Raw genomic sequence first — 19110 nt, forward strand, 5'->3', positions numbered from 1 at the left:
TATTTGAAAAATTGGCGTCGTTGTTTTTTGCTTTTAATCCTCACGTATTAAGTATACGCTGCGGTTAAAAGCTTCAAAACGCCTTGCTCTTTTCCAAATAAAACTTCGTCTACTTACTTACTATTATTTAGTTCTTTTATATATGAATATCGAATATAAAAAATTTTTAAATGAATCTATGTTGGAATTTGTAAAAAAGGTTTTGGCAAGGATTCAGCATGAAAATTTATATTGGGACCAATTAATATATATATCATATAAGACCGATCATCCAGCTGTCATTTTGCCTTTAAAAGTTAGACAAGCATACCCAAAAGAAATAACGATAGTACTTCAGAATCAATTTGAGAATATAATAGTAAAAGATACCGGATTTTCTGTAATGTTAAGTTTTAGCGGCATTAAGGAAACAATTTATATACCATTTGATGCTCTTATTAGTTTTGTTGATTCAAGCAATAGTTATAGTTTTACTTTTAATCAGCAATTAAATATCCAAAATAATAATACAGCTGAAATATTGAAAATAGAAAAGCAAATTTTGGAAGAAGAAAATAATGATAAAATTGATGAAGCTTTATTGTCAAAAAATGTTATTATGCTAGATAAATTCCGTAACTCTTCTAAGTCTAAACCTATTAAACCTAGTTAAAATATTGAAAGAAGATATATCGAAAGTAGTTATATATACCGATGGTGCATGTTCTGGTAATCCAGGTCCAGGAGGGTGGGGAGCGTTACTTCAATTTAATGAGGTGAATAAGGAAATATTTGGACATGAGCTTGAGACTACTAATAACCGTATGGAAATTACAGCAGCTCTTGAAGCACTAAAAATTCTAAAAAAACCTTGTCATGTGGAAATTTATACTGATAGTAAATATTTACAACAAGGTATTACCGTTTGGATCCATAATTGGATAAAAAACAACTGGTGTAAAAGCAACAATGAACCCGTTAAAAATGCTGATTTATGGCAAAATTTGTACGAAGAATTAAGCAAACATACTATCATTTGGAAATGGGTAAAAGGACATGCAAGTAATAGCGGTAATATTGCTGCTGATAAACTTGCAGTACAAGGAAGACAAACTGCTATAGAAATTTTAAAATGTCGTGGATAAATAAGTTTTTTATTACTTTTTTTCATAAAAAAGTAGGAGAAGATGAGTTACTAAACCAATATTACGAAAGTAAGAAGCTTGACTATTTAGGGCGTCCTAAAAGATTTGTTATTTATAAAAATGCTAACGAACCAACAAAAATTTCGCCAAGTTGGCATGCATGGCTGCATCATTTAGTAAATGAAGTGCCGAGAAATGTTAAGCTTTTTTTTTGGCAAGAAAGTAACAAAATAAGCCAAAAATCATCTAAATCGTCAAATGCTAGATATAGTAGATGGCAACCATAAATTAACTATTTGGTATAAAAAACAATGAAACAAAATATTATTGAAACAATTATTGGTTTTGCAGTATTAATTATTGCTTTCCTATTCTTAATTTTTGCTTATAAAACTGGCAGTTCTATGACTAATGCCAAAGGCTATCAGCTCACTGCCAGCTTTCAAAGTGCGGAAGGGATATCAGTCGGAAGTGACGTGATGATTTCAGGTATAAAAATCGGTAATGTTAAAAAGATTTTTTTAGATCCAACCAGCTATTTTGCTACTGTATATTTAAATGTCAATGAGAATGTTAAAATACCTAAAGACTCAAAAGCTCAAGTAGTTACTAGTGGTTTACTCGGAGGTAAATATATTGCAATCGTACCAGGAAACGATAATGATGATTTAACACCTAATGAGGAAATAAAATATACTCAATCGGCAATTAATATCGAATCCTTAATTAACAAAATTGTTTCTTCATTCGGTAGTAAGTAAATCCCTCAATATCTGGGCTTTGCTTCCTCTTTTTGGAATTATAAATTTAGTTTTTATATTATATAGTTTTTTAAGAAAACTAATAATTGATTCAGAATTTTGTATCGGTACGTTAATTATTATTTCTTTAGCAGGTTTTCTTGTTTGATAAAACTGTCCAATAAAAGACTCTAAAACTTTTAATTTAGTGCTTGTTCTGCTATAAATGGGGGAATAGTTTTGCTCCCCCCATTTCTGTCCTCCCCTGTAAAGTGTAACCTTAATATAAAATCTATCATTTTCTTCAGTAATAATAAGCACATTAGCATCTATTATCCTTTCATATTGTTTTCCGATACGTAATTTAGATAATTTTATAAGATTAATTCTATCTCTAATCAAAGCTGCTTTTTCAAAATGAGAATCATCGCTTAGAGTCTGCATTTTAAGAGCTAATTTTCCTAGTAATTTTTCTATATTGCTTGATAAAAAATCGTTAATCTGTTCTATCAATTCGGCATAATCTTCTTTAGAAATATTACCTGTGCAAGGAGCAAAGCATTTGCCAATTTCATATTCTAAACACGGACGTTTTCTAAAGGCAAAATCGCTATCGCTACAAGTTCGTAGCTTAAAGATTTTTTGTAACTCTGTAATGATCAAGTCGATTTGATGTCCAGAGGTGAAAGGTCCAAACAATTTATTTCCTGTTGAATTATCTACATAACATTTTACTAATGTAGGGAAGTCATGGTCTGATCGTAGCTTTATATAGCTAGCTGATTTATCTCGTCTAAGTAATATATTAAAACGTGGTTGATGTTGCCTAATTAATTGTGTTTCCAGCAAAAAAGCTTCGCTTTCTGAAGTAGTAACTTTATATTCAACTAAATAAACTTGACGCACCATTCTAGCTATTCTGCCACGCAAATTATTTTTACTATAATAGTTTAAACGTTTTTTTAAATTTTTAGCTTTACCTATATAAATAATTTCCTTATCAGAATTATACATTAAATATATTCCTGGTAGAGTAGGAACTAAAGGTAGTAACTTTTTTATTAGGTTTGCTAACATCTAACAAAATAATTAAAATAAATAATAAATATAAATATCATTTTTTATGCAGAAGCCAAGTTATTTAAATTTCGACAATAAAAATTATAGATGGAAAAACGATATTGATTATCGCAAGGAGCCTGAAAAATATAGAGTAGGGAAAGGTGAGCAAGGCGTGCTTATTTGTCAGCCTTATAAAAATGAAATATTACCTTTCTGGAAGTTTAAAACCCCTGAAATTGCTAAAGAAAGTAGTGAAAAAATATATGATATGTTTTTGGAGTATTTAAATGATGATGATTTTGTGGGGGCAGATATGGCTCGTAAATATTTACAAATGGGTTTTACCAGAAGCAGACGTTACACTAATTATAAGGGGGGTAAAAAATATGATGCTGAGCATGATTACGAGCAGTTAGAAAAAGGAACAGGTGATCCTGAAAAAGCCATAAGTGCTGAGATATTTTTTAAAAAATGGCAAGAAGCGGAAGAAAATGAGAAATATAAAGCTATGAAGAAAGAATGGAAAAAGCAATTTGGTTAAATAAAAATAATGTAATTAAGCTATTGTAAAGAAGATTTTAGAGGTGTATCATCTAACTATAAGCAAAATAATTTGCTTAATAAATACATAAATTAATAAAGGAGTAAATTATGAAAGACTTAAAAGTTGGTTCTGCTAAAGAAGATATCGAAGGAATCAAAAAAGATATAGAGAGCCTAGTTTCAAGGTTACATAATTTAAAAGGTAAATCTGGTGACATCCTAGACGAGCAGCTAGATAATTTATCATCTGTTATGGATCATTACAAACATAAAGGAATAGAAAAAGGTAAAGCTAATGTAGCTGATTTATGTGAGTCGACACGTGACCACCCTTTGCGGAATCTCGCCTACGCTTTTGGTGCAGGTGTGTTACTCGCTATTCTTATGAAATAGGTAGTTCAATGTTAAAATCTCTAATATTTGAGTTATTAAAAAGTAGCATGGAGCAGGAAAAAAAATCTTACGGTAAGCCGTTTGTATATTTTTTCAATGTTCTAGGTTTAGCTTTAATAATTGCTGCTAATTATCTTTATGTTGCGGATGCGGTAAAATTCTGTTCTCTTATGAATATCGGTATAGCATCTATAGTAATTTCTATTATTATTGAAGCTATCAGATGTTATCTAAAATACAAAAATAGATATCGTACAATAAATATGTTAAGGGATAAAAGTAGAAATCTAGTAGATGGTGTAAGTGATCAGTTTGCAGATTTAATTCCTAATAAAACCTTGATTAAATATTTACCAACGATTATCCGCTATGTTCCAACCACTATGTTAACATTTTTAATAGGTGTTTACATAAAAAGAAAATTTGCTAAAAATATTACAAATCCGCTTTTAGGTAAATGGTAATAAAATAAGATAATAGTAATTTAAAAATTACTATTATCTTATAAATAAAATTATGAGTATAATTCTACGTGATCAAATATAGTTTCGCCTAAGCCTATAATATCATCATTTATGTTGGTTTCTAATATTGGGGCTTCAAGGTTATTTGAGATTAATTGCTCATGAAAATCTTTTACCGGCATATACTGAATAAACTTGCCTTCATAATTTCCACTAATGTGAGGCGTAGATCCATCATAATTAGAAAGAAATTCTACAAGTGTTTTAGTATCTACTTGTTGATTTGCAAAAAATTCGCTAAATTTTTCACAATTAAAACTTGTAACTAAAGAAGACTCGTTTTCGCTAGCAGTGGTGAATAAAATAGCATTTTTGCTGCTTTCTTCCCAAGCTTTATGATATTGACCTGAATAGCAACTTCTAATAAGATATACAGTTTCCTTTGCTAAATCATCTGGAAATTCTGATATTACTTTTTGTAATTTTCCTTCTTCTTTTGAGTCATGAGAATGAATCATTACAAAAACAAAATCTAGTTTTTAGTCTCTAATATTTTTTGCTTCTTTTTGAAGTGTTTCAGATATTTGGTCTGAAAAAAGATATTTAGAACCGGTGCCATATGTTACTAATTGATCAAATAAAGGGCGTAAATTATTATATTCATAATTACAACTATTATAATTCCAAGTTTTCCCCCCATCATCTTGTATAATAAAAGCTAAGTTATTTTTATCTATACTAGTAATTTCGGTAAATATATTACTAAATAATGAATAAAGAGGTATATCTTTTTCATTAATTTTAAGAGTTAAGTTATACTTAAAATTATCTTGATTTATAGCAAAATTCATGAATCTAAGTTTGTTTCTATATTATTGCTGGTCAGGTTTTTTACACTTTCAAAATCACCTTTAATAAAAGCGATATCTAAATCAGTTGCCTCTAAACGTTTTAGTTCTTTCACTCTTTCAGGGGAGTCAGCTAACTTTTTAATTGTTTTAATAGCAATAGGAAGTAATGCTGTTATTTCTTCATTTTCAGGGTCGTGACTATCTGTTATAGCTTGATCAATTGCACATCTTATAATATCAATATAACTATTATTTGCTTTACTAGTTTTAACAAATTCTACTTTTTTTATATTTTTTAATTGAGTAATTAAACCTTGTAAATTTAAATTAAAAATATCTGTGTTATGACTATCAAAATTTAATTTTCCATGCATAAATAATTTCCTTTAATAATTATAAATTAACTTTTAGTGCATTACCATATAATATGGTTCTAAAGTTTGTCAACAAAAAGTTTATAATAATTAAGATTTCAGTATAATAAATATTAATATAAATTAAACTAATGATTAGTTTATCAACTTTCTTTTGAAGCAGCGTAAATATTTTACATTAGTTTAATATCAAGCTATTCTTGATTATTATTAAAAAATCTTTAACAGAGGTGATTATGACTAAAAATAAAAAATCAGTTCGATTTAATGAAAATCCACAAATTAAAGAGTTTGATCCAAAACTCGATAAAAATAGCGATATCTATTCTATAAAGAGAAAAATAATTAATATAGTTGACGATGAGGTAGAAAATGAAACTAAATTACTTACTGAAACTCAGTTTCTTGTTAAAAAAACTCTGCATGGTAAAGATTTCAGATATGAGATAACTGGTTTTATTAATAAAGCTGGGGAATATATAACTGAACCTGAACAGATAAAACAAAATTTAAAATTATACGCTTTTGCAGAATTTGCCGATTTACAAAAAGATATTTTAGGCAAGTTTGATAAGGAGGGTAATTTAAAAATATCTAAAAATTTTGAAGCCGATGAAGAGATAGTATTACGAAAAAATGGTAAGTTATTGTTTGTTAAAACAGAGAAAGGCTTAGTAATATAGGCAAGGAGAATTGAAGAAAGTGAATAAAATTTTACAAAAAGATGGATTCTTTTTTGAAGATTCAGGTAGAGATGTAAAAGTTCCAAAAAGTGCAATAAGTCCTAATGGAAAGCCAAAAAAGTCGATTCTTAAAAGAAGTTAAAATAATATTTTATTCTTATCGTAAAAAAGAAATTTAAAAATTATTTAAAATAGTGTTTGACAACATTCGAAATTATGGATATAAAATCAATCACACAAGGTTTGAAACACAAAACTTTGTAGCTGTTTAAAAAGTTGATAAAGCTAAAAACTAAATACACCGCGATAATAAAAATTTATATCGTGAGTTAGATACTGAAGAAATTGTAAAATTAATTCTGTATGCATCGTGTAATCTCAAGTAATAAAGCGTAAGTAAATATAATAAGAGCATTTGGTGGATGCCTTGGCATTAGAAGGCGATGAAGGACGTAATACGCTGCGATAAGCTTCGGGGAGCTGCGAATAAGCTTTGATCCGAAAATTTCCGAATGGGGAAACCCACCTAATTTATTAGGTATTGTATAGTGAATACATAGCTATATGAGGCAAACCCAGCGAACTGAAATATCTAAGTAGCTGGAGGAAAGGACATCAACCGAGACTCCGTTAGTAGTGACGAGCGAACGCGGACCAGGCCAGTGGCTTCAAAAAAATAACTAAAACAACATGGAAAGGTTGACCGTAGAGGGTGATAGTCCCGTATAGGTAAAAAGTTTGAAGTCCTTGAGTAAGGCGGGACACGTGAAATCCTGTCTGAACATAGGGGGACCACCCTCTAAGCCTAAGTACTCTCTAGTGACCGATAGTGAACAAGTACCGTGAGGGAAAGGTGAAAAGTACCCCGACAAGGGGAGTGAAATAGTATCTGAAACCAAATGCTTACAAGCAGTCGGAGCAAGCATTTATGTCTTGTGACGGCGTACCTTTTGTATAATGGGTCAGCGACTTAGTTTATCTAGCAAGCTTAAGCCGTTAGGTGTAGGCGTAGCGAAAGCGAGTCTGAATAGGGCGACTATAGTTAGATGAATTAGACCCGAAACCGAGTGATCTAGCCATGGCCAGGTTGAAAGCGGAGTAAAATCCGCTGAAGGACCGAACCCACTACTGTTGAAAAAGTAGGGGATGAGCTGTGGTTAGGGGTGAAAGACCAATCAAACTCGGATATAGCTGGTTCTCCGCGAAATCTATTTAGGTAGAGCGTTATAGCGGTTACCATCGGAGGTAGAGCACTGAATGAGCTAGGGGGTCCCACAGACTTACCAAACTCAATCAAACTCCGAATGCCGATGAGTATAGCATAGCAGACAGACTATGGGTGCTAAGGTCCATAGTCGAGAGGGAAAAAGCCCAGACCGCCATCTAAGGTCCCTAAATCATGACTAAGTGTTAAAGGATGTGAGAAGACCAAAACAACTAGGATGTTGGCTTAGAAGCAGCCATCATTTAAAGAAAGCGTAATAGCTCACTAGTCTAAATAAGTTTTCTTGCGCCAACAATGTAACGGGGCTCAAGTCATGTACCGAAGATGCGGATTCACACATTTAGTGTGAGTGGTAGCGGAGCGTTCCGTAAGCCTGTGAAGGTGAACCGTAAGGTTTGCTGGAGGTATCGGAAGTGAGAATGCTGACATAAGTAGCGATAAAGAATGCGAGAAACATTCTCGCCGAAAGTCCAAGGGTTCTTGCGTAAAGTTAATCTGCGCAAGGTTAGTCGGTCCCTAAGGTGAGGCTGAAAGGCGTAATCGATGGGAATCAGGTTAATATTCCTGAACCTGAAGGATGTGACGAAAGTAGTAAGTTGTACAGTCTTATTGGATTGATTGTGCAGCGAATATTTTCCAGGAAATAACACCTTCATTATAGACCGTACCCGAAACCGACACAGGTGGACAGGTAGAGTATACCAAGGCGCTTGAGAAAACGATGCTGAAGGAACTAGGCAAATTGCATCTGTAACTTCGGAAGAAAGATGACCTACATATGGGCAACCATTTGTGGGTGGCACAAGCTAGGGGGTAGCGACTGTTTATTAAAAACACAGGGCTCTGCAAAGTCAATAGACGAAGTATAGGGTCTGACGCCTGCCCAGTGCTGGAAGATTAAGAGGAGGGGTGCAAGCTCTGAATTGAAGTCCCAGTGAACGGCGGCCGTAACTATGACGGTCCTAAGGTAGCGAAATTCCTTGTCGGGTAAGTTCCGACCCGCACGAATGGCGTAACGATTTCCCCGCTGTCTCCAGTATCGACTTAGCGAAATTGAATTCTCCGTGAAGATGCGGAGTTCCCGCGGTCAGACGGAAAGACCCCGTGAACCTTTACTATAGCTTTGCACTGGTGTTAGGAATCAAATGTGCAGGATAGGTGGGAGACTATGAAGCAGAGGCGTCAGCCTTTGTGGAGTCATCCTTGAGATACCACCCTTTTGGTTCTTGACATCTAACCGAGATCCTTGAATCAGGATCCGAGACAATGCATGGTGGGTAGTTTGACTGGGGCGGTCGCCTCCCAAAGAGTAACGGAGGCGCGCGATGGTTAGCTCAGGTTGGTCGGAAATCAACTTTTAGAGTGCAATGGCATAAGCTAGCCTGACTGCGAGTCTGACAAGACGAGCAGAGACGAAAGTCGGTCATAGTGATCCGGTGGTCCCGAGTGGAAGGGCCATCGCTCAACGAATAAAAGGTACTCCGGGGATAACAGGCTGATGATTTCCAAGCGTCCATAGCGACGAAATCGTTTGGCACCTCGATGTCGGCTCATCACATCCTGGGGCTGGAGAAGGTCCCAAGGGTTCGGCTGTTCGCCGATTAAAGTGGTACGTGAGCTGGGTTTAGAACGTCGTGAGACAGTTCGGTCCCTATCTGCCGTGGGTGTAGGAAGTTTGAGAGGATCTGCCTTTAGTACGAGAGGACCGAGGTGGACGTACCCCTGGTGGACCAGTTGTCGTGCCAACGGCACAGCTGGGTAGCTAAGTACGGAAGGGATAACCGCTGAATGCATCTAAGCAGGAAACCCACCTCAAAACTAGACTTCCCTATTAGAGCCGTGGAAGACCACCACGTTGATAGGTCAGGTGTGGAAGCACAGTAATGTGTGTAGCTAACTGATACTAATAGCTCGATTGATTTACTTTGCTGTGAGATTACACATGTATATAGTGTTTATTCTATAATATGTCAGTATCAACTCACAAAGTTATCAGGTTAAAATAGCTTTATCAATTAATAAAAGTGTTGTTGCATGATTGTTATCCCGTGGCTTGACCACGAGATCCAGTAAAATATAATGTCATCTCGTGGCTTGTCCACGGGATCTCAGGATACAAATTGTGATACAAGATAATTAAGCCATGCAACAACACTAACAGCAACCAATACAAATCTACTATTTAAAAAGTTTGTATTGCTAGCTTGGTGGTTATAGCATGAGTGAAACACACGATCCCATCCCGAACTCGAACGTGAAACCTCATAGCGCTAATGGTACTATGTCATAAGGCATGGGAGAGTAAGTCGCTGCCAAGCTTGCAATGCAAATTTTTTAATTCCTCTTGTTAAATCTTCTTTTTATACTCAAAAAATTAAGTTCAATTACAAAAAGTAGAGACTATAAATAATAAAATGAGCTATGAGCGACAAAAAGCATCGTTAGGACATTCAATCATTTTATTATATACTCCTAATAAATGAAGAGTTGGGTATACGAAGATCAACTTGGAAAAGAGTAATCGGTCTAAAGCCCTCTGAGCGAAGCGTATACTTAATACGTGGCTACCTGCGATCTTATAAGACGACGTAGCCAATTTTTCAAGTTCTATCTGAGTAGATACATAAGATATGATTTTTCTTTATATATTTTTTAGTATTATTTTTTTAACTAGCTGTCAGAATGATAATCACAGAAACAGCGATCTTAAATATATTTATAACGAAATTCAAGAAAATCATCCTGGTATTTTTAATAAAGAAGACCCTACATTTAAGGAAAACCTTAAACATAATTATCTAAAAGCAAACAAAGCTTTTTATAAAACATCTCAACAAAACCCTAAGCAAATTATAGAAGCTTTTATCAGCACTTTTAACGATACTCATTTAAGCGTTAATTGGTATAATGAAATGCCAAAAATAATACCTTATAATTTTAAACCATTTCAAATTAAGTATTTTCTTAAAAATATTGTTTGGATAGAGTTACCTAACTTTGATTTAACTGAATCGCAACAACAAGAATTTAATTCACTTCTTGCTGCAATTAAAAACTTTAGAAAAAAGAATATAATAGTTTTTGATTTAAGGGGTAATCAAGGAGGAAACTCTGATTATGGTAGCGAACTTATTAACCAATTATTTGGGAAAAATTATGCTACACAACAAAGAAATCTAGCTTATAAAAATGTTTATGTAGATTGGCGGGTAAGCCTTAATAATTTAAATCATGTTAAAAATTTATATAAACGATATCAAAATCCTTGTCTTAAAAATATTATTGAAGGTTTAGAGAAAAATTTACAAGAAAAGCAACCTTATTATAGAGAGTTACTATTTGATAAATCTTTACCCTTAAATACTTCTTTACTAAATCCGGTTAAAGCAAAAATTGTTATAATTATTGATGAGAAAAATGTAAGTAGCACACTTGATTTTATCGATGAGTTAGAAATAATGACTCAAAATGTAATTCTTGTAGGAAAGACTACAAAGGCAGATCGGTTATATATGGAATTAAGAACGGTCGAGCTACCAAGTAAGCTAGGCGTTTTTTCTTTTCCTATTAAGGTTTATAGGAATCGCAATCGAGGCGACAATATACCTTATATTCCTGACTTTGAAATCGATCCTAAAAATACGCCTAAATTAGAAGATTTTATTTTAAATAAAAATTATGATTAATAACTTAATTTCTGATATCCGTTATTTATAACGTTTGGTTTTGCATTACCAGTATATTTTAGTGATATATAATAATTACTAATCTGTTCTAGTTTTATGCATTCATCAATATCATATATATTATCTGTATGTAACATTTGGTGATTAGCAAAAAGTTTATTCCTTGCTGCTTTTATTGCTTCTGCTCTAGATTTTGCTACTGTTAAAGTCATAAAATGACTTTCGCCAAAATTATCTTGTAGGTAATAACCTAAATTGACAAAAAATAAACTATTAGGCGTTGGTTTTATTTTGCCTTGATTAACTTCTATCTCAAATCCATCAATATTTTCTATCATAAACCAAGAATCTATATGGAAAGATTTAGGGTTGCCAATCCATTTTTCTTTAACTTTATTTGCTATTTCAATATCAGATTGTCCTATAACAAACACTACATCATGAATTTCTATATTGCATTTATCGATTTTTCCTCCTAAATAAAAGATAAATAATTTAGGTTTATTATTATTTTGGTTTTCAAAAAATTTCATAATATAATATTAGTATGGATATATTTAAAAATAATATAATTAGTAAATATAAAGAGCAAGGAAAAGCTTGGCTTGAAAAATGGTATTGCTAAGTAACGACTGATAGTAATAAATTTTTATTAAAAAGTAGAAGAATAGAGTTATAGATCATATCAATAGCCTTACTGTATCGCTTAGTTTTACGATTGAATCTAGCAAGATAATTCCGTATTAGAGAGTTAAATGACTCTACTAAAGCAGTTTCTTTTTTAGTAAAATAATGCCGTTTTGCTATCTTATATGCTCCATAAACATCGTAATGATCGCTGCATGAAATATCTATCTCATAATTCTCCTCGAGCCTTAAAGCCATAGGTAAATATGAACTAATATCTCGTCCTTTACTCACTTCAAAGTCAACAACTTGATTTCGGACTCTATCAACAGCAAGCCATACATAGACTTTGTTAGTTTTTTTTGACAATACGAAAATAACTCGTCTAATTCTATTATCTCTATTTTCTTTACATCTTCAGGTATCTCTATCTCATTTAAACGTTGACGCAATATTTTTGAAAATTTACGTATCCATTTTATTATTAATGGATTTGGCACATTCTCCATTCTCTCTATTGACATTATACCAGCTCTTTCCAGATACCATTTAATTACTCTGAGTTTTTGTTCTGTACTATATCTTTCTCTTAAATCTCCTTCTCTATAACTCTTCCCGCAACTCTTATATTTATATCTTTGCTTCCTTTTTACATAACCGTTTTTACTCTCTCTGCTGACCCGCAGCTCTTACATTTTCCTTCCATTTTAAAACCCTTTTTCTTTAACTTTAACACTTCTTTCTATACTTCTCTATACTTAGTCAGTAATGCCGTATTTTTTATCTAAAAAATACCCCACTTTTTTTATTATTAATTATAATGGAATTTTCGTTACCGTTGCTATCATTAAAATCTATTTGTTCAAGAATGCAAGTACTATTCGGAATAATTTTTTTCCAAATAGTACTAATAGGTCCTTTGGTAGGAATATGAAATATACCTGAAGCAAATACTTTATAGCCGTAAGGATTATCGGGTAAAATAGTTATATTACCAGGCAACATAATTATTGTTTTTTCAAACCCTAAAGCAGTAGTTGTATTTTGAATTAATAATTTTAAATTTGATTTTATAGGATCTTCTTTAAGTAGTATTCCTGCAGGAAAAGGAGTTCTTAAAAGTAATGTACCGTTATAAGAAAAAGTTCCTTTTATATTAATGTTGTAATCACACTTTTCATCACTATCAAAAGCTAATTGCTCAATAAAATTTGTGTAAGGAAAATCTTTTTCTTTACATTCCTCAAAATCTTCAACGTATACTAAGCCAATAATATTTCTTTCTTCTTGACCGTGAACTGCAATATTCTCTGCAACCAAATAATAAATCAGTTCTACTGTTTTTTCTTCAGTGATGCCTAGCTGCATTAATTTCTTTTTAGCGATCTCCTTAGACCACATTAACGAGGGAATACTATGCACAGAAGTAGGAAAACCTGTATTTTTTATTCCATATTTGTATGTAAAGTACCAAAATGCTTCAGCTGCAAGTTTTTCTATTAATAAAGGGTTAATATTCATATGTTTATTTTCTAATAATACAATTATGTTTTATACAACTAATAATATATAATATAATTTAGCTTAAGCAACTATTAAAAGAATAAATTATCTAAATTTTTAATTTCTATTCCATTTTCTTATTTATATATCCCTTTTATTTTTACTGTTTATTATTTATATTATTAGCTTCATTTTTTATTAAAAGGAATATACTCAAAAACATTATAAATTAATATTTTTTACCATTAAATAATTTGTACTACCTTTAAATGCACCGCTTTGTGCTTCATATTTTCCAACTTGCTTGAAACCGGCTTTATTATAAACATGTATAGCCCGTGGGTTATTTTCATCAGGATCGATAAAAAAAATATCGCTTAATGGCTCAATAGATTTATGATAAAATTTTATAAAAGCTTCTAGAGTATTGCCAGCTAACCCTTTACATAAAAAGTTTTTATTACCTATACCAAAATCAAGAGTTATAGTATGACCTGATTTAGATAGATATTTTTTTTGAATATCTGACAAATTTTGATCTTTTTCAAGAATATCCGATAAAATAAAACAAAGCGGTTTATTATCTATAAAGCCAATCCAATAATAAGTTGTTCCATAAAAATAATATTGTTTCCTACCATTAATAAAATTTATAATATCTTCTTTATGCTCTTTACTATTATCCAAAATTCTTTTATATGAGGCTCTTCTAGCCAACTAAAAATAATATAATCAGTATATATAAAGAGCAAGGAAAAGCTTGGCTTGAAAAATTGCCTAAGATTGTAACAGAGCTAGCTATAGATTGGAATTTAACGGAACTTAAATCTATAAATAATTTATCTTTTAACTATGTTCTTTCAGGCTATCAAAATAATACACCTATTATATTAAAAATAAGCTTTGATAACACTGAACTATTGAAAGAAGCAGAAGCCTTAAAAGCTTTTAGAAATTTTGGTGCTGTAGCTATTCTAGCTCAAAAACATAATGCATTATTGCTTGAAAGAGCAGTGCTAGGTGTTTCCTTAAAAGAATATACTTCTTTTCTTTCAAAAGTAGTATTTCATACTCCTTTTGAAAGAAGATTATAATAATAAGTATTCTAGATGGAAAGCGGTTCCCATCTAGAATACGAATTTAATTTATTTCTTTATTTTTCCAACTCTTCATTTATTAGCAATATACCTATTTACAAAGAGCAAAAATTTTGAGAGATAAGCTACTTGAGCGTACCGAACCTCAAACTTTACTTCATGGTGATTTACATCATGACAATATACTACAAAATGGAAAGCAGTGGGTGGCAATTGACCCTAAAGGAGTGATTGGATATCCTATAAATGAAATATGGGCATTTATTATAGATATAGAGAAAGATACAGAATTTGTAGCAAATTATTTTAGATTTAATCTACAAGAAGTTAGAAATTGCTATTTCGTCCAGCTTATTTTAGCCATTTGCTGGAATCTTGAATATGGGATAGAAAATAAATTAATTTCTGAAACTAGCTAAAAAAGCTTATGAATTAGTTTAGTTATTTCTTAGCAATCCAGAAAAAATAATAAAAAATGCTATGCATTTTACTGGATTGCGTACGTACAATTACTTCGTAATTTCCTCGCAATGACAGGTTCTTTTTTAATAACTGTCGGGTACTATTAAAAATCTTATAAATTACTTACGTAAATTGAAATAACCCGTTAAATATTGCAATAAATCAACTAGTAAAGTTAATTTGCCTTTCTAAAAGGAAAATCCATCCATATGTCATCATCAAAATTTTCTTCTTCATTCAATTTATTTAATATATCATTTAGTTTCTGTGTTTTGTCTATCTGCTCAGATATATTTTTTAAGTTCATATCATCAATTTTTAAAATTTTTATTTTTGCTTTGATCATGTTCATTAAAGTATTTTCCTTATTTTTGTTTGGTGTCTCTCAGTAAGAGCATAAATTACTTTAAGACATAATATATTAGTAACTAAAAAAATAAAAATAATAATTATTTTTCATCTAACTTTATTAACAATAGTTGAATTATATGTTAAAAAGATATCAGTAAAAATTACGGATGGTTTTTAAATTTATAATTGATATCATTTATTTCATATTTATTTTTAGTACAGAATATTTTATTGATTGTATAATTATGTCTAGTTTAGCTGAAATCAATGCTCTTGCTTATCAATATTACTTATCTACTCAAAGAGATTAAAAACTATATATGATCATTTAATAAGCCTTGGAGTTCCCTTTTTTGGATATATAAAAATTTTTAAGGATGGTTCTTATTTACCGCTTATATCAAATATTACAACTGAGTTTATGCAAGCCTATTTTTCTATAATAAAAAATCAAGGATTTACGGGTACTACAGTAATTAATAAAACAATTAATACGAAATATAACTATGTATTTTTTCCAACTGAAATAGAACATTACGATAAAAGAAAAGATCCAATTATGAATCTTATGTATGATTTCAATATTTGGAAAAATATGCTCGGTATATATAAGCTAATTAACTCAGAATTTATAGAATGTTATATGTTTAGTATGGAAGGTAGTGCTATTCAAGCTATGAATTTTTACTTAAATAACACTCAATTACTAGAATATGGTATAGATTATTTTGATGTTAAAGCAAAAGATCTTATAGATACTACTGATAAGACAAAACTAAGTATGAAAGAAATAGGAAGTATTTTAAATTTATCTCCTAGAACTGTAGAACATCATTTAAATAGTATAAAGCAAAAAACAGGCTTATTATATAAATCACAACTAGTTAAAGAGTTTATTAAAAATGCTCCCTAAGCACTTTTTAAAGATATAAGAACCTAAATAAAATTCATAATAATATTGTAGAATTAAAGATTGTAAAATATAATATTTCTTCAAGTTTTTCAATTTTTTTATGAACCACTCACCTAAACCCATCCCTTTTTTATGGTCGATTATAAAGCCATATAAATATTTCTATCTTATTATGATGATTGCACCGATTGCAAGCGGTGTTTATCCTATCATATATAATTATGCTGTAAAGCTGGTATTAGATTTATTTACGCAAAACGAGAAAATTACATTTGCTCAAAGCTATAAACCAATAATGGTTTTTATAGCGGCACAAGCTCTACTTGATGGAGCTTGGCGAGCTCATAATTTTGCTCAGCTTAAAACGATGCCTTATGTTTTTCAAGATATGATGGATAAAATATGTAATCATTGTTTCAATTTACCATATAGTTATTTTCAGGATAATCTTTCCGGTTCTATAGTAGGGAAAGTACGTGGCATAGGTGATAATTATTATAAAATACATGAAGCAATCGAATATAAATTAAGTAAGCCATTATTAATTACTATATTATCTAGTATCACTCTTGCTAATACTAATCTTAAAATATTTATCGCTGTCATCGCTTTTACTGCTGTTTATTTACCGCTTGCATTACAATTTTTTACCAAGCTTGCTAAAGTGGAACAAGATAAGCAAGATTCTTGGTATAATTTATTTGGTATAGTAGCCGCTTGCATAACAAATATTTTTACTGTTTTTTCATTTGCAGCAAAAAAGCGTGAGTTAAATAAAGTACAAGATTATTATTGCAAAGTGCATAACCCTTTGACAATCAGATATTTTAAATATGATCTTATTATCTGTGTAATATTATCTTTAGTATATTGGGTATATTTAATAGGAATATTTATATATGTAATTTACTTGCGTAATTTAGGAGAGATTAGCATTGGTGATATAGCTTTTATTATGTCGCTAACTTTTTTAGTTGCTGAAAATTCATGGCATACAACTATGGAGCTTAAAAGCTTTTTAGAGAAAATTGCAGCTTTCCGTTCCGCCTTTACAATTATACAAGCACCGCAAGATACAATAGATAAAGAAAATGCAGCTGAAATAAAAATTTCCAAAGGTGAAATAATATTTAAAGAAATATCTTTCGCCTATAAAGAAGATAGTAATGTATTTAAAAATCTTAATTTGCATATTAAAGCCGGCGAGAAAGTTGGTATTGTCGGGCATTCAGGCGGTGGTAAATCTACTTTGATTGCGTTGTTGTTGAAGAATTTTAAAGCCTCAAGCGGCGATATTATTATCGATAAGCAAAGTATTTATGATAGTTCCTCTGATAGTTTGCGATCACAAATATCGTTAATTCCACAAGATATTATGCTATTCCATCGCTCTATAGGTGAGAATATCGGTTATGCCAAAGAAAATGCTACGCAGGTCGAAATAGAAAATGCTGCAAAAGCTGCAAATATTCATGAATTTATAGAAAACTTGCCGGAGAAGTATAACACTATTGTCGGTGAGAGGGGCGTAAAGCTAAGCGGCGGGCAGAGGCAACGTATAGCGATTGCTAGGGCTATTCTTAAGAATGCCCCGATCTTAATTTTAGATGAAGCAACCTCAAGCCTTGATAGCCATACCGAGCAGGAAATACAGAAATCCATTAACGCAATGCTCGATATTGATAATGTAACTATACTTGCTATAGCTCATAGACTATCCACCATCAAACATATGGATAGAATTATAGTTATGGATAAAGGTGATATCGTTGAAAGTGGTAATTTTACGGAACTGCTTTCCATAGAAAAAGGTAAATTTAAGGAGCTATGGGAACATCAAGTTAACGGCTTTGTTTAATTTACTATATGCCTTAATATTTAACCTTTTAAACAACAGATGATTACTTTTCTATTATATTTTTGTACAATCTAAGTGATTTAAAACAATATTATAATTTTTAAGTTGTGAATATAAAGCAATATTTAAATTATTTTTAATATATTCAAAATCAGAGTTTTTCTTAATGTCAATATTGAATCTAATATAGAAAGTTAAGCCGTTATTATCTACTTTTGTTAAAAATACATTCGCTTCTTCATTAGGAATTATAAAATCTAATTTGCCTATTGATGTTTTAAGTTTATCCATCAAACTTTCAGGATTTAATTTAGTTTCGCTACTCGGGAATGTTATTTCTACCTGATATTTTACTATATTATTGTCTAGGGTCCAATTTGTTACATTATTTAAAATAATTTCACTACTAGGAATAAGGATAGAATGATTGGTAGTAGTTTGTAAAATAATACATCTAATACCTATTGTTTTTACTTTTCCGATTACACCTTTTATTTCAATTATATCCCCTTCTTTAATCGGTTGCTCGATCATTATAATAATTCCACTAATAAAATTAGTAATTAATGTTTGCGTACCGAATCCTAAACCGAATGCTAATGCTCCGCCTAAAATGGCTAAGCTTCCCATAGGGATATTAGCTAGAGACATAGCAATAATTATATATAAAATACGTATAGAATATGTAATTAGTTTACTTATAATACTTGTGCTAGTGTTGTTACCATTAAATCTATGACTTACAAAGTTATTAACAGATTTAGATAAGCGTTCTGAATATTTAATACCAAATAGTAAAAGTAGTATGAAAATACAGATATTACTTACTGTGATCTGGTTATTAGCAATAGGAAACAATTCATATTTCCATAAAGCAAGAAATTTTTGAGAAATTAATTCAATTCCCTCTTCAATATGATACATATTAATTCCTTTATAATAATTTGTTTTTTAAAAAATATAACAAGAAAAGTTAATATATAAATAATATAGTAAATTTAAAATGTATCAAAAATATAAATTCAATTTAGAAAATCAATTGATTGATAAGTTGCTTTTGAGTAACACATAATTTAATAAAGCTTGAAAGAAAAGTTACATTTTAGCTTTTACAAAGATTACAATATTGGTTTTAAAAAGTAATATTATGGAAT

At 30.9% G+C, this 19110-nt stretch carries 23 protein-coding genes, 2 rRNA genes and 1 pseudogene; 16 read left to right on the plus strand and 10 right to left on the minus strand.

The genetic code is table 11. The annotated features are described in order from the left end of the window. The first annotated feature begins 142 nt into the window (after positions 1 to 142). The 4 genes from AAHF54_RS01745 to mlaD are packed head-to-tail and all read left to right on the plus strand — an operon-like array spanning position 143 to position 1885. A complete protein-coding gene (locus tag AAHF54_RS01745) occupies positions 143 to 652 on the plus strand; it encodes a ClpXP protease specificity-enhancing factor SspB (protein ID WP_011477055.1) in 510 nt (169 codons plus the stop codon). Between the two features lie 4 nt (positions 653 to 656). After that, complete coding sequence (gene rnhA / locus AAHF54_RS01750) at positions 657 to 1124, plus strand: ribonuclease HI (RefSeq protein ID WP_011477056.1); 468 nt, start codon at positions 657 to 659, stop codon at positions 1122 to 1124. After that, on the plus strand, positions 1112 to 1411 hold the full coding sequence (locus AAHF54_RS01755) for an NADH-ubiquinone oxidoreductase subunit NDUFA12 family protein (protein ID WP_342170108.1): 300 nt from the start codon (positions 1112 to 1114) through the stop codon (positions 1409 to 1411). Before rnhA ends, AAHF54_RS01755 begins: the two co-directional genes overlap by 13 nt. A gap of 24 nt (positions 1412 to 1435) precedes the next feature. Continuing rightward, complete coding sequence (gene mlaD / locus AAHF54_RS01760; protein WP_341788892.1) at positions 1436 to 1885, plus strand: outer membrane lipid asymmetry maintenance protein MlaD; 450 nt, start codon at positions 1436 to 1438, stop codon at positions 1883 to 1885. Here the strand turns inward: mlaD and AAHF54_RS01765 are convergent. Next, positions 1868 to 2941, minus strand: coding sequence for a GIY-YIG nuclease family protein (locus AAHF54_RS01765; protein WP_341788893.1), 1074 nt, complete (start codon positions 2939 to 2941; stop codon positions 1868 to 1870). The genes mlaD and AAHF54_RS01765 overlap by 18 nt on opposite strands. 46 nt (positions 2942 to 2987) lie before the next feature. Here AAHF54_RS01765 and AAHF54_RS01770 point away from each other — a divergent pair, with 46 nt between their 5' ends. The 3 genes from AAHF54_RS01770 (at position 2988) to AAHF54_RS01780 (ending at position 4326) form a co-directional block, all read left to right on the plus strand. Next, positions 2988 to 3467, plus strand: coding sequence for a DUF4385 domain-containing protein (locus tag AAHF54_RS01770; protein WP_342170109.1), 480 nt, complete (start codon positions 2988 to 2990; stop codon positions 3465 to 3467). 110 nt (positions 3468 to 3577) lie between these two features. Further along, entirely contained in the window at positions 3578 to 3862 is a 285-nt protein-coding gene (locus AAHF54_RS01775; RefSeq protein ID WP_011477061.1) for a hypothetical protein, read from the plus strand. Positions 3863 to 3870: 8 nt separating this feature from the next. After that, positions 3871 to 4326, plus strand: a complete 456-nt coding sequence (locus AAHF54_RS01780) for a hypothetical protein (RefSeq protein WP_341788895.1) — start codon at positions 3871 to 3873, stop codon at positions 4324 to 4326. Positions 4327 to 4376: 50 nt separating this feature from the next. Here AAHF54_RS01780 and AAHF54_RS01785 read toward each other — a convergent pair whose 3' ends face one another. The 3 genes from AAHF54_RS01785 to AAHF54_RS01795 are packed head-to-tail and all read right to left on the minus strand — an operon-like array spanning position 4377 to position 5551. Beyond that, on the minus strand, positions 4377 to 4844 hold the full coding sequence (locus AAHF54_RS01785) for a hypothetical protein (RefSeq protein ID WP_342170110.1): 468 nt from the start codon (positions 4842 to 4844) through the stop codon (positions 4377 to 4379). A gap of 21 nt (positions 4845 to 4865) precedes the next feature. Then, on the minus strand, positions 4866 to 5177 hold the full coding sequence (locus AAHF54_RS01790; protein WP_341788897.1) for a hypothetical protein: 312 nt from the start codon (positions 5175 to 5177) through the stop codon (positions 4866 to 4868). Next, on the minus strand, positions 5174 to 5551 hold the full coding sequence (locus tag AAHF54_RS01795) for a hypothetical protein (RefSeq protein ID WP_341788898.1): 378 nt from the start codon (positions 5549 to 5551) through the stop codon (positions 5174 to 5176). Before AAHF54_RS01795 ends, AAHF54_RS01790 begins: the two co-directional genes overlap by 4 nt. A gap of 419 nt (positions 5552 to 5970) precedes the next feature. On the opposite strand from AAHF54_RS01795, the pseudogene AAHF54_RS01800 reads away from it, so the two are divergent. From AAHF54_RS01800 to AAHF54_RS01815, 4 genes and pseudogenes are all read left to right on the plus strand, one after another. Next, a pseudogene (locus tag AAHF54_RS01800) lies at positions 5971 to 6376 on the plus strand (hypothetical protein). A 252-nt stretch (positions 6377 to 6628) separates the two neighbouring features. Then, positions 6629 to 9387: ribosomal RNA gene (locus tag AAHF54_RS01805) — 23S ribosomal RNA — on the plus strand. 275 nt (positions 9388 to 9662) lie between these two features. Then, positions 9663 to 9777: ribosomal RNA gene (rrf, locus tag AAHF54_RS01810) — 5S ribosomal RNA — on the plus strand. A 312-nt stretch (positions 9778 to 10089) separates the two neighbouring features. After that, positions 10090 to 11145: a S41 family peptidase gene (locus AAHF54_RS01815; protein ID WP_342170111.1), complete on the plus strand. Its 1056-nt coding sequence runs from the start codon at positions 10090 to 10092 to the stop codon at positions 11143 to 11145. Here AAHF54_RS01815 and AAHF54_RS01820 read toward each other — a convergent pair. The 4 genes from AAHF54_RS01820 to AAHF54_RS01835 all read right to left on the minus strand — a co-directional run bounded on the left by AAHF54_RS01820 (position 11142) and on the right by AAHF54_RS01835 (position 13962). Beyond that, positions 11142 to 11678: a DUF1543 domain-containing protein gene (locus AAHF54_RS01820; RefSeq protein ID WP_341788900.1), complete on the minus strand. Its 537-nt coding sequence runs from the start codon at positions 11676 to 11678 to the stop codon at positions 11142 to 11144. The genes AAHF54_RS01815 and AAHF54_RS01820 overlap by 4 nt on opposite strands. A gap of 88 nt (positions 11679 to 11766) precedes the next feature. Further along, the gene (locus AAHF54_RS01825; protein ID WP_341788901.1) at positions 11767 to 12141 is read right to left on the minus strand and encodes an IS1 family transposase; all 375 of its coding nucleotides are present in this window, start codon (positions 12139 to 12141) and stop codon (positions 11767 to 11769) included. 411 nt (positions 12142 to 12552) lie between these two features. Further along, positions 12553 to 13293: a hypothetical protein gene (locus AAHF54_RS01830; RefSeq protein ID WP_341788902.1), complete on the minus strand. Its 741-nt coding sequence runs from the start codon at positions 13291 to 13293 to the stop codon at positions 12553 to 12555. Positions 13294 to 13497: 204 nt separating this feature from the next. After that, the gene (locus tag AAHF54_RS01835; protein ID WP_342170112.1) at positions 13498 to 13962 is read right to left on the minus strand and encodes a GNAT family N-acetyltransferase; all 465 of its coding nucleotides are present in this window, start codon (positions 13960 to 13962) and stop codon (positions 13498 to 13500) included. 86 nt (positions 13963 to 14048) lie between these two features. On the opposite strand from AAHF54_RS01835, the gene AAHF54_RS01840 reads away from it, so the two are divergent. Further along, positions 14049 to 14369 carry a hypothetical protein gene (locus AAHF54_RS01840; RefSeq protein WP_341788904.1) on the plus strand — a complete coding sequence of 107 codons (321 nt, stop codon included), beginning with the start codon at positions 14049 to 14051 and terminating at the stop codon, positions 14367 to 14369. A gap of 116 nt (positions 14370 to 14485) precedes the next feature. After that, a complete protein-coding gene (locus AAHF54_RS01845; RefSeq protein ID WP_342170113.1) occupies positions 14486 to 14791 on the plus strand; it encodes an aminoglycoside phosphotransferase family protein in 306 nt (101 codons plus the stop codon). Between the two features lie 218 nt (positions 14792 to 15009). Here AAHF54_RS01845 and AAHF54_RS01850 read toward each other — a convergent pair whose 3' ends face one another. Beyond that, on the minus strand, positions 15010 to 15186 hold the full coding sequence (locus AAHF54_RS01850) for a hypothetical protein (protein WP_341788906.1): 177 nt from the start codon (positions 15184 to 15186) through the stop codon (positions 15010 to 15012). A gap of 166 nt (positions 15187 to 15352) precedes the next feature. On the opposite strand from AAHF54_RS01850, the gene AAHF54_RS01855 reads away from it, so the two are divergent. The 3 genes from AAHF54_RS01855 (at position 15353) to AAHF54_RS01865 (ending at position 17956) form a co-directional block, all read left to right on the plus strand. Continuing rightward, positions 15353 to 15496, plus strand: a complete 144-nt coding sequence (locus AAHF54_RS01855; protein WP_342170114.1) for a hypothetical protein — start codon at positions 15353 to 15355, stop codon at positions 15494 to 15496. Positions 15497 to 15606: 110 nt separating this feature from the next. Further along, the gene (locus tag AAHF54_RS01860; RefSeq protein WP_342170115.1) at positions 15607 to 16098 is read left to right on the plus strand and encodes a helix-turn-helix transcriptional regulator; all 492 of its coding nucleotides are present in this window, start codon (positions 15607 to 15609) and stop codon (positions 16096 to 16098) included. 100 nt (positions 16099 to 16198) lie between these two features. Next, positions 16199 to 17956, plus strand: a complete 1758-nt coding sequence (locus AAHF54_RS01865; protein ID WP_342170116.1) for an ABC transporter ATP-binding protein — start codon at positions 16199 to 16201, stop codon at positions 17954 to 17956. Between the two features lie 54 nt (positions 17957 to 18010). Here the strand turns inward: AAHF54_RS01865 and AAHF54_RS01870 are convergent, their stop codons facing one another. Beyond that, on the minus strand, positions 18011 to 18880 hold the full coding sequence (locus AAHF54_RS01870; protein WP_341788909.1) for a mechanosensitive ion channel family protein: 870 nt from the start codon (positions 18878 to 18880) through the stop codon (positions 18011 to 18013). Between the last annotated feature and the right edge of the window lie 230 nt (positions 18881 to 19110).

This window comes from Rickettsia endosymbiont of Seladonia tumulorum, assembly GCF_964030815.1.
Classification (GTDB): Bacteria; Pseudomonadota; Alphaproteobacteria; order Rickettsiales; family Rickettsiaceae; genus Rickettsia.

Bases quoted from the DNA above. Each gene is read 5' to 3' on its own strand.
- AAHF54_RS01745 (WP_011477055.1), top strand. From the start codon at position 143: ATGAATATCGAATATAAAAAATTTTTAAATGAATCTATGTTGGAATTT.
- AAHF54_RS01755 (WP_342170108.1), top strand. From the start codon at position 1,112: ATGTCGTGGATAAATAAGTTTTTTATTACTTTTTTTCATAAAAAAGTA.
- mlaD (WP_341788892.1), top strand. From the start codon at position 1,436: ATGAAACAAAATATTATTGAAACAATTATTGGTTTTGCAGTATTAATT.
- AAHF54_RS01765 (WP_341788893.1), bottom strand. From the start codon at position 2,941: ATGTTAGCAAACCTAATAAAAAAGTTACTACCTTTAGTTCCTACTCTA.
- AAHF54_RS01770 (WP_342170109.1), top strand. From the start codon at position 2,988: ATGCAGAAGCCAAGTTATTTAAATTTCGACAATAAAAATTATAGATGG.
- AAHF54_RS01775 (WP_011477061.1), top strand. From the start codon at position 3,578: ATGAAAGACTTAAAAGTTGGTTCTGCTAAAGAAGATATCGAAGGAATC.
- AAHF54_RS01780 (WP_341788895.1), top strand. From the start codon at position 3,871: ATGTTAAAATCTCTAATATTTGAGTTATTAAAAAGTAGCATGGAGCAG.
- AAHF54_RS01785 (WP_342170110.1), bottom strand. From the start codon at position 4,844: ATGATTCATTCTCATGACTCAAAAGAAGAAGGAAAATTACAAAAAGTA.
- AAHF54_RS01790 (WP_341788897.1), bottom strand. From the start codon at position 5,177: ATGAATTTTGCTATAAATCAAGATAATTTTAAGTATAACTTAACTCTT.
- AAHF54_RS01795 (WP_341788898.1), bottom strand. From the start codon at position 5,551: ATGCATGGAAAATTAAATTTTGATAGTCATAACACAGATATTTTTAAT.
- AAHF54_RS01815 (WP_342170111.1), top strand. From the start codon at position 10,090: ATGATTTTTCTTTATATATTTTTTAGTATTATTTTTTTAACTAGCTGT.
- AAHF54_RS01820 (WP_341788900.1), bottom strand. From the start codon at position 11,678: ATGAAATTTTTTGAAAACCAAAATAATAATAAACCTAAATTATTTATC.
- AAHF54_RS01830 (WP_341788902.1), bottom strand. From the start codon at position 13,293: ATGAATATTAACCCTTTATTAATAGAAAAACTTGCAGCTGAAGCATTT.
- AAHF54_RS01850 (WP_341788906.1), bottom strand. From the start codon at position 15,186: ATGAACATGATCAAAGCAAAAATAAAAATTTTAAAAATTGATGATATG.
- AAHF54_RS01855 (WP_342170114.1), top strand. From the start codon at position 15,353: ATGGTTTTTAAATTTATAATTGATATCATTTATTTCATATTTATTTTT.
- AAHF54_RS01860 (WP_342170115.1), top strand. From the start codon at position 15,607: ATGCAAGCCTATTTTTCTATAATAAAAAATCAAGGATTTACGGGTACT.
- AAHF54_RS01865 (WP_342170116.1), top strand. From the start codon at position 16,199: ATGAACCACTCACCTAAACCCATCCCTTTTTTATGGTCGATTATAAAG.
- AAHF54_RS01870 (WP_341788909.1), bottom strand. From the start codon at position 18,880: ATGTATCATATTGAAGAGGGAATTGAATTAATTTCTCAAAAATTTCTT.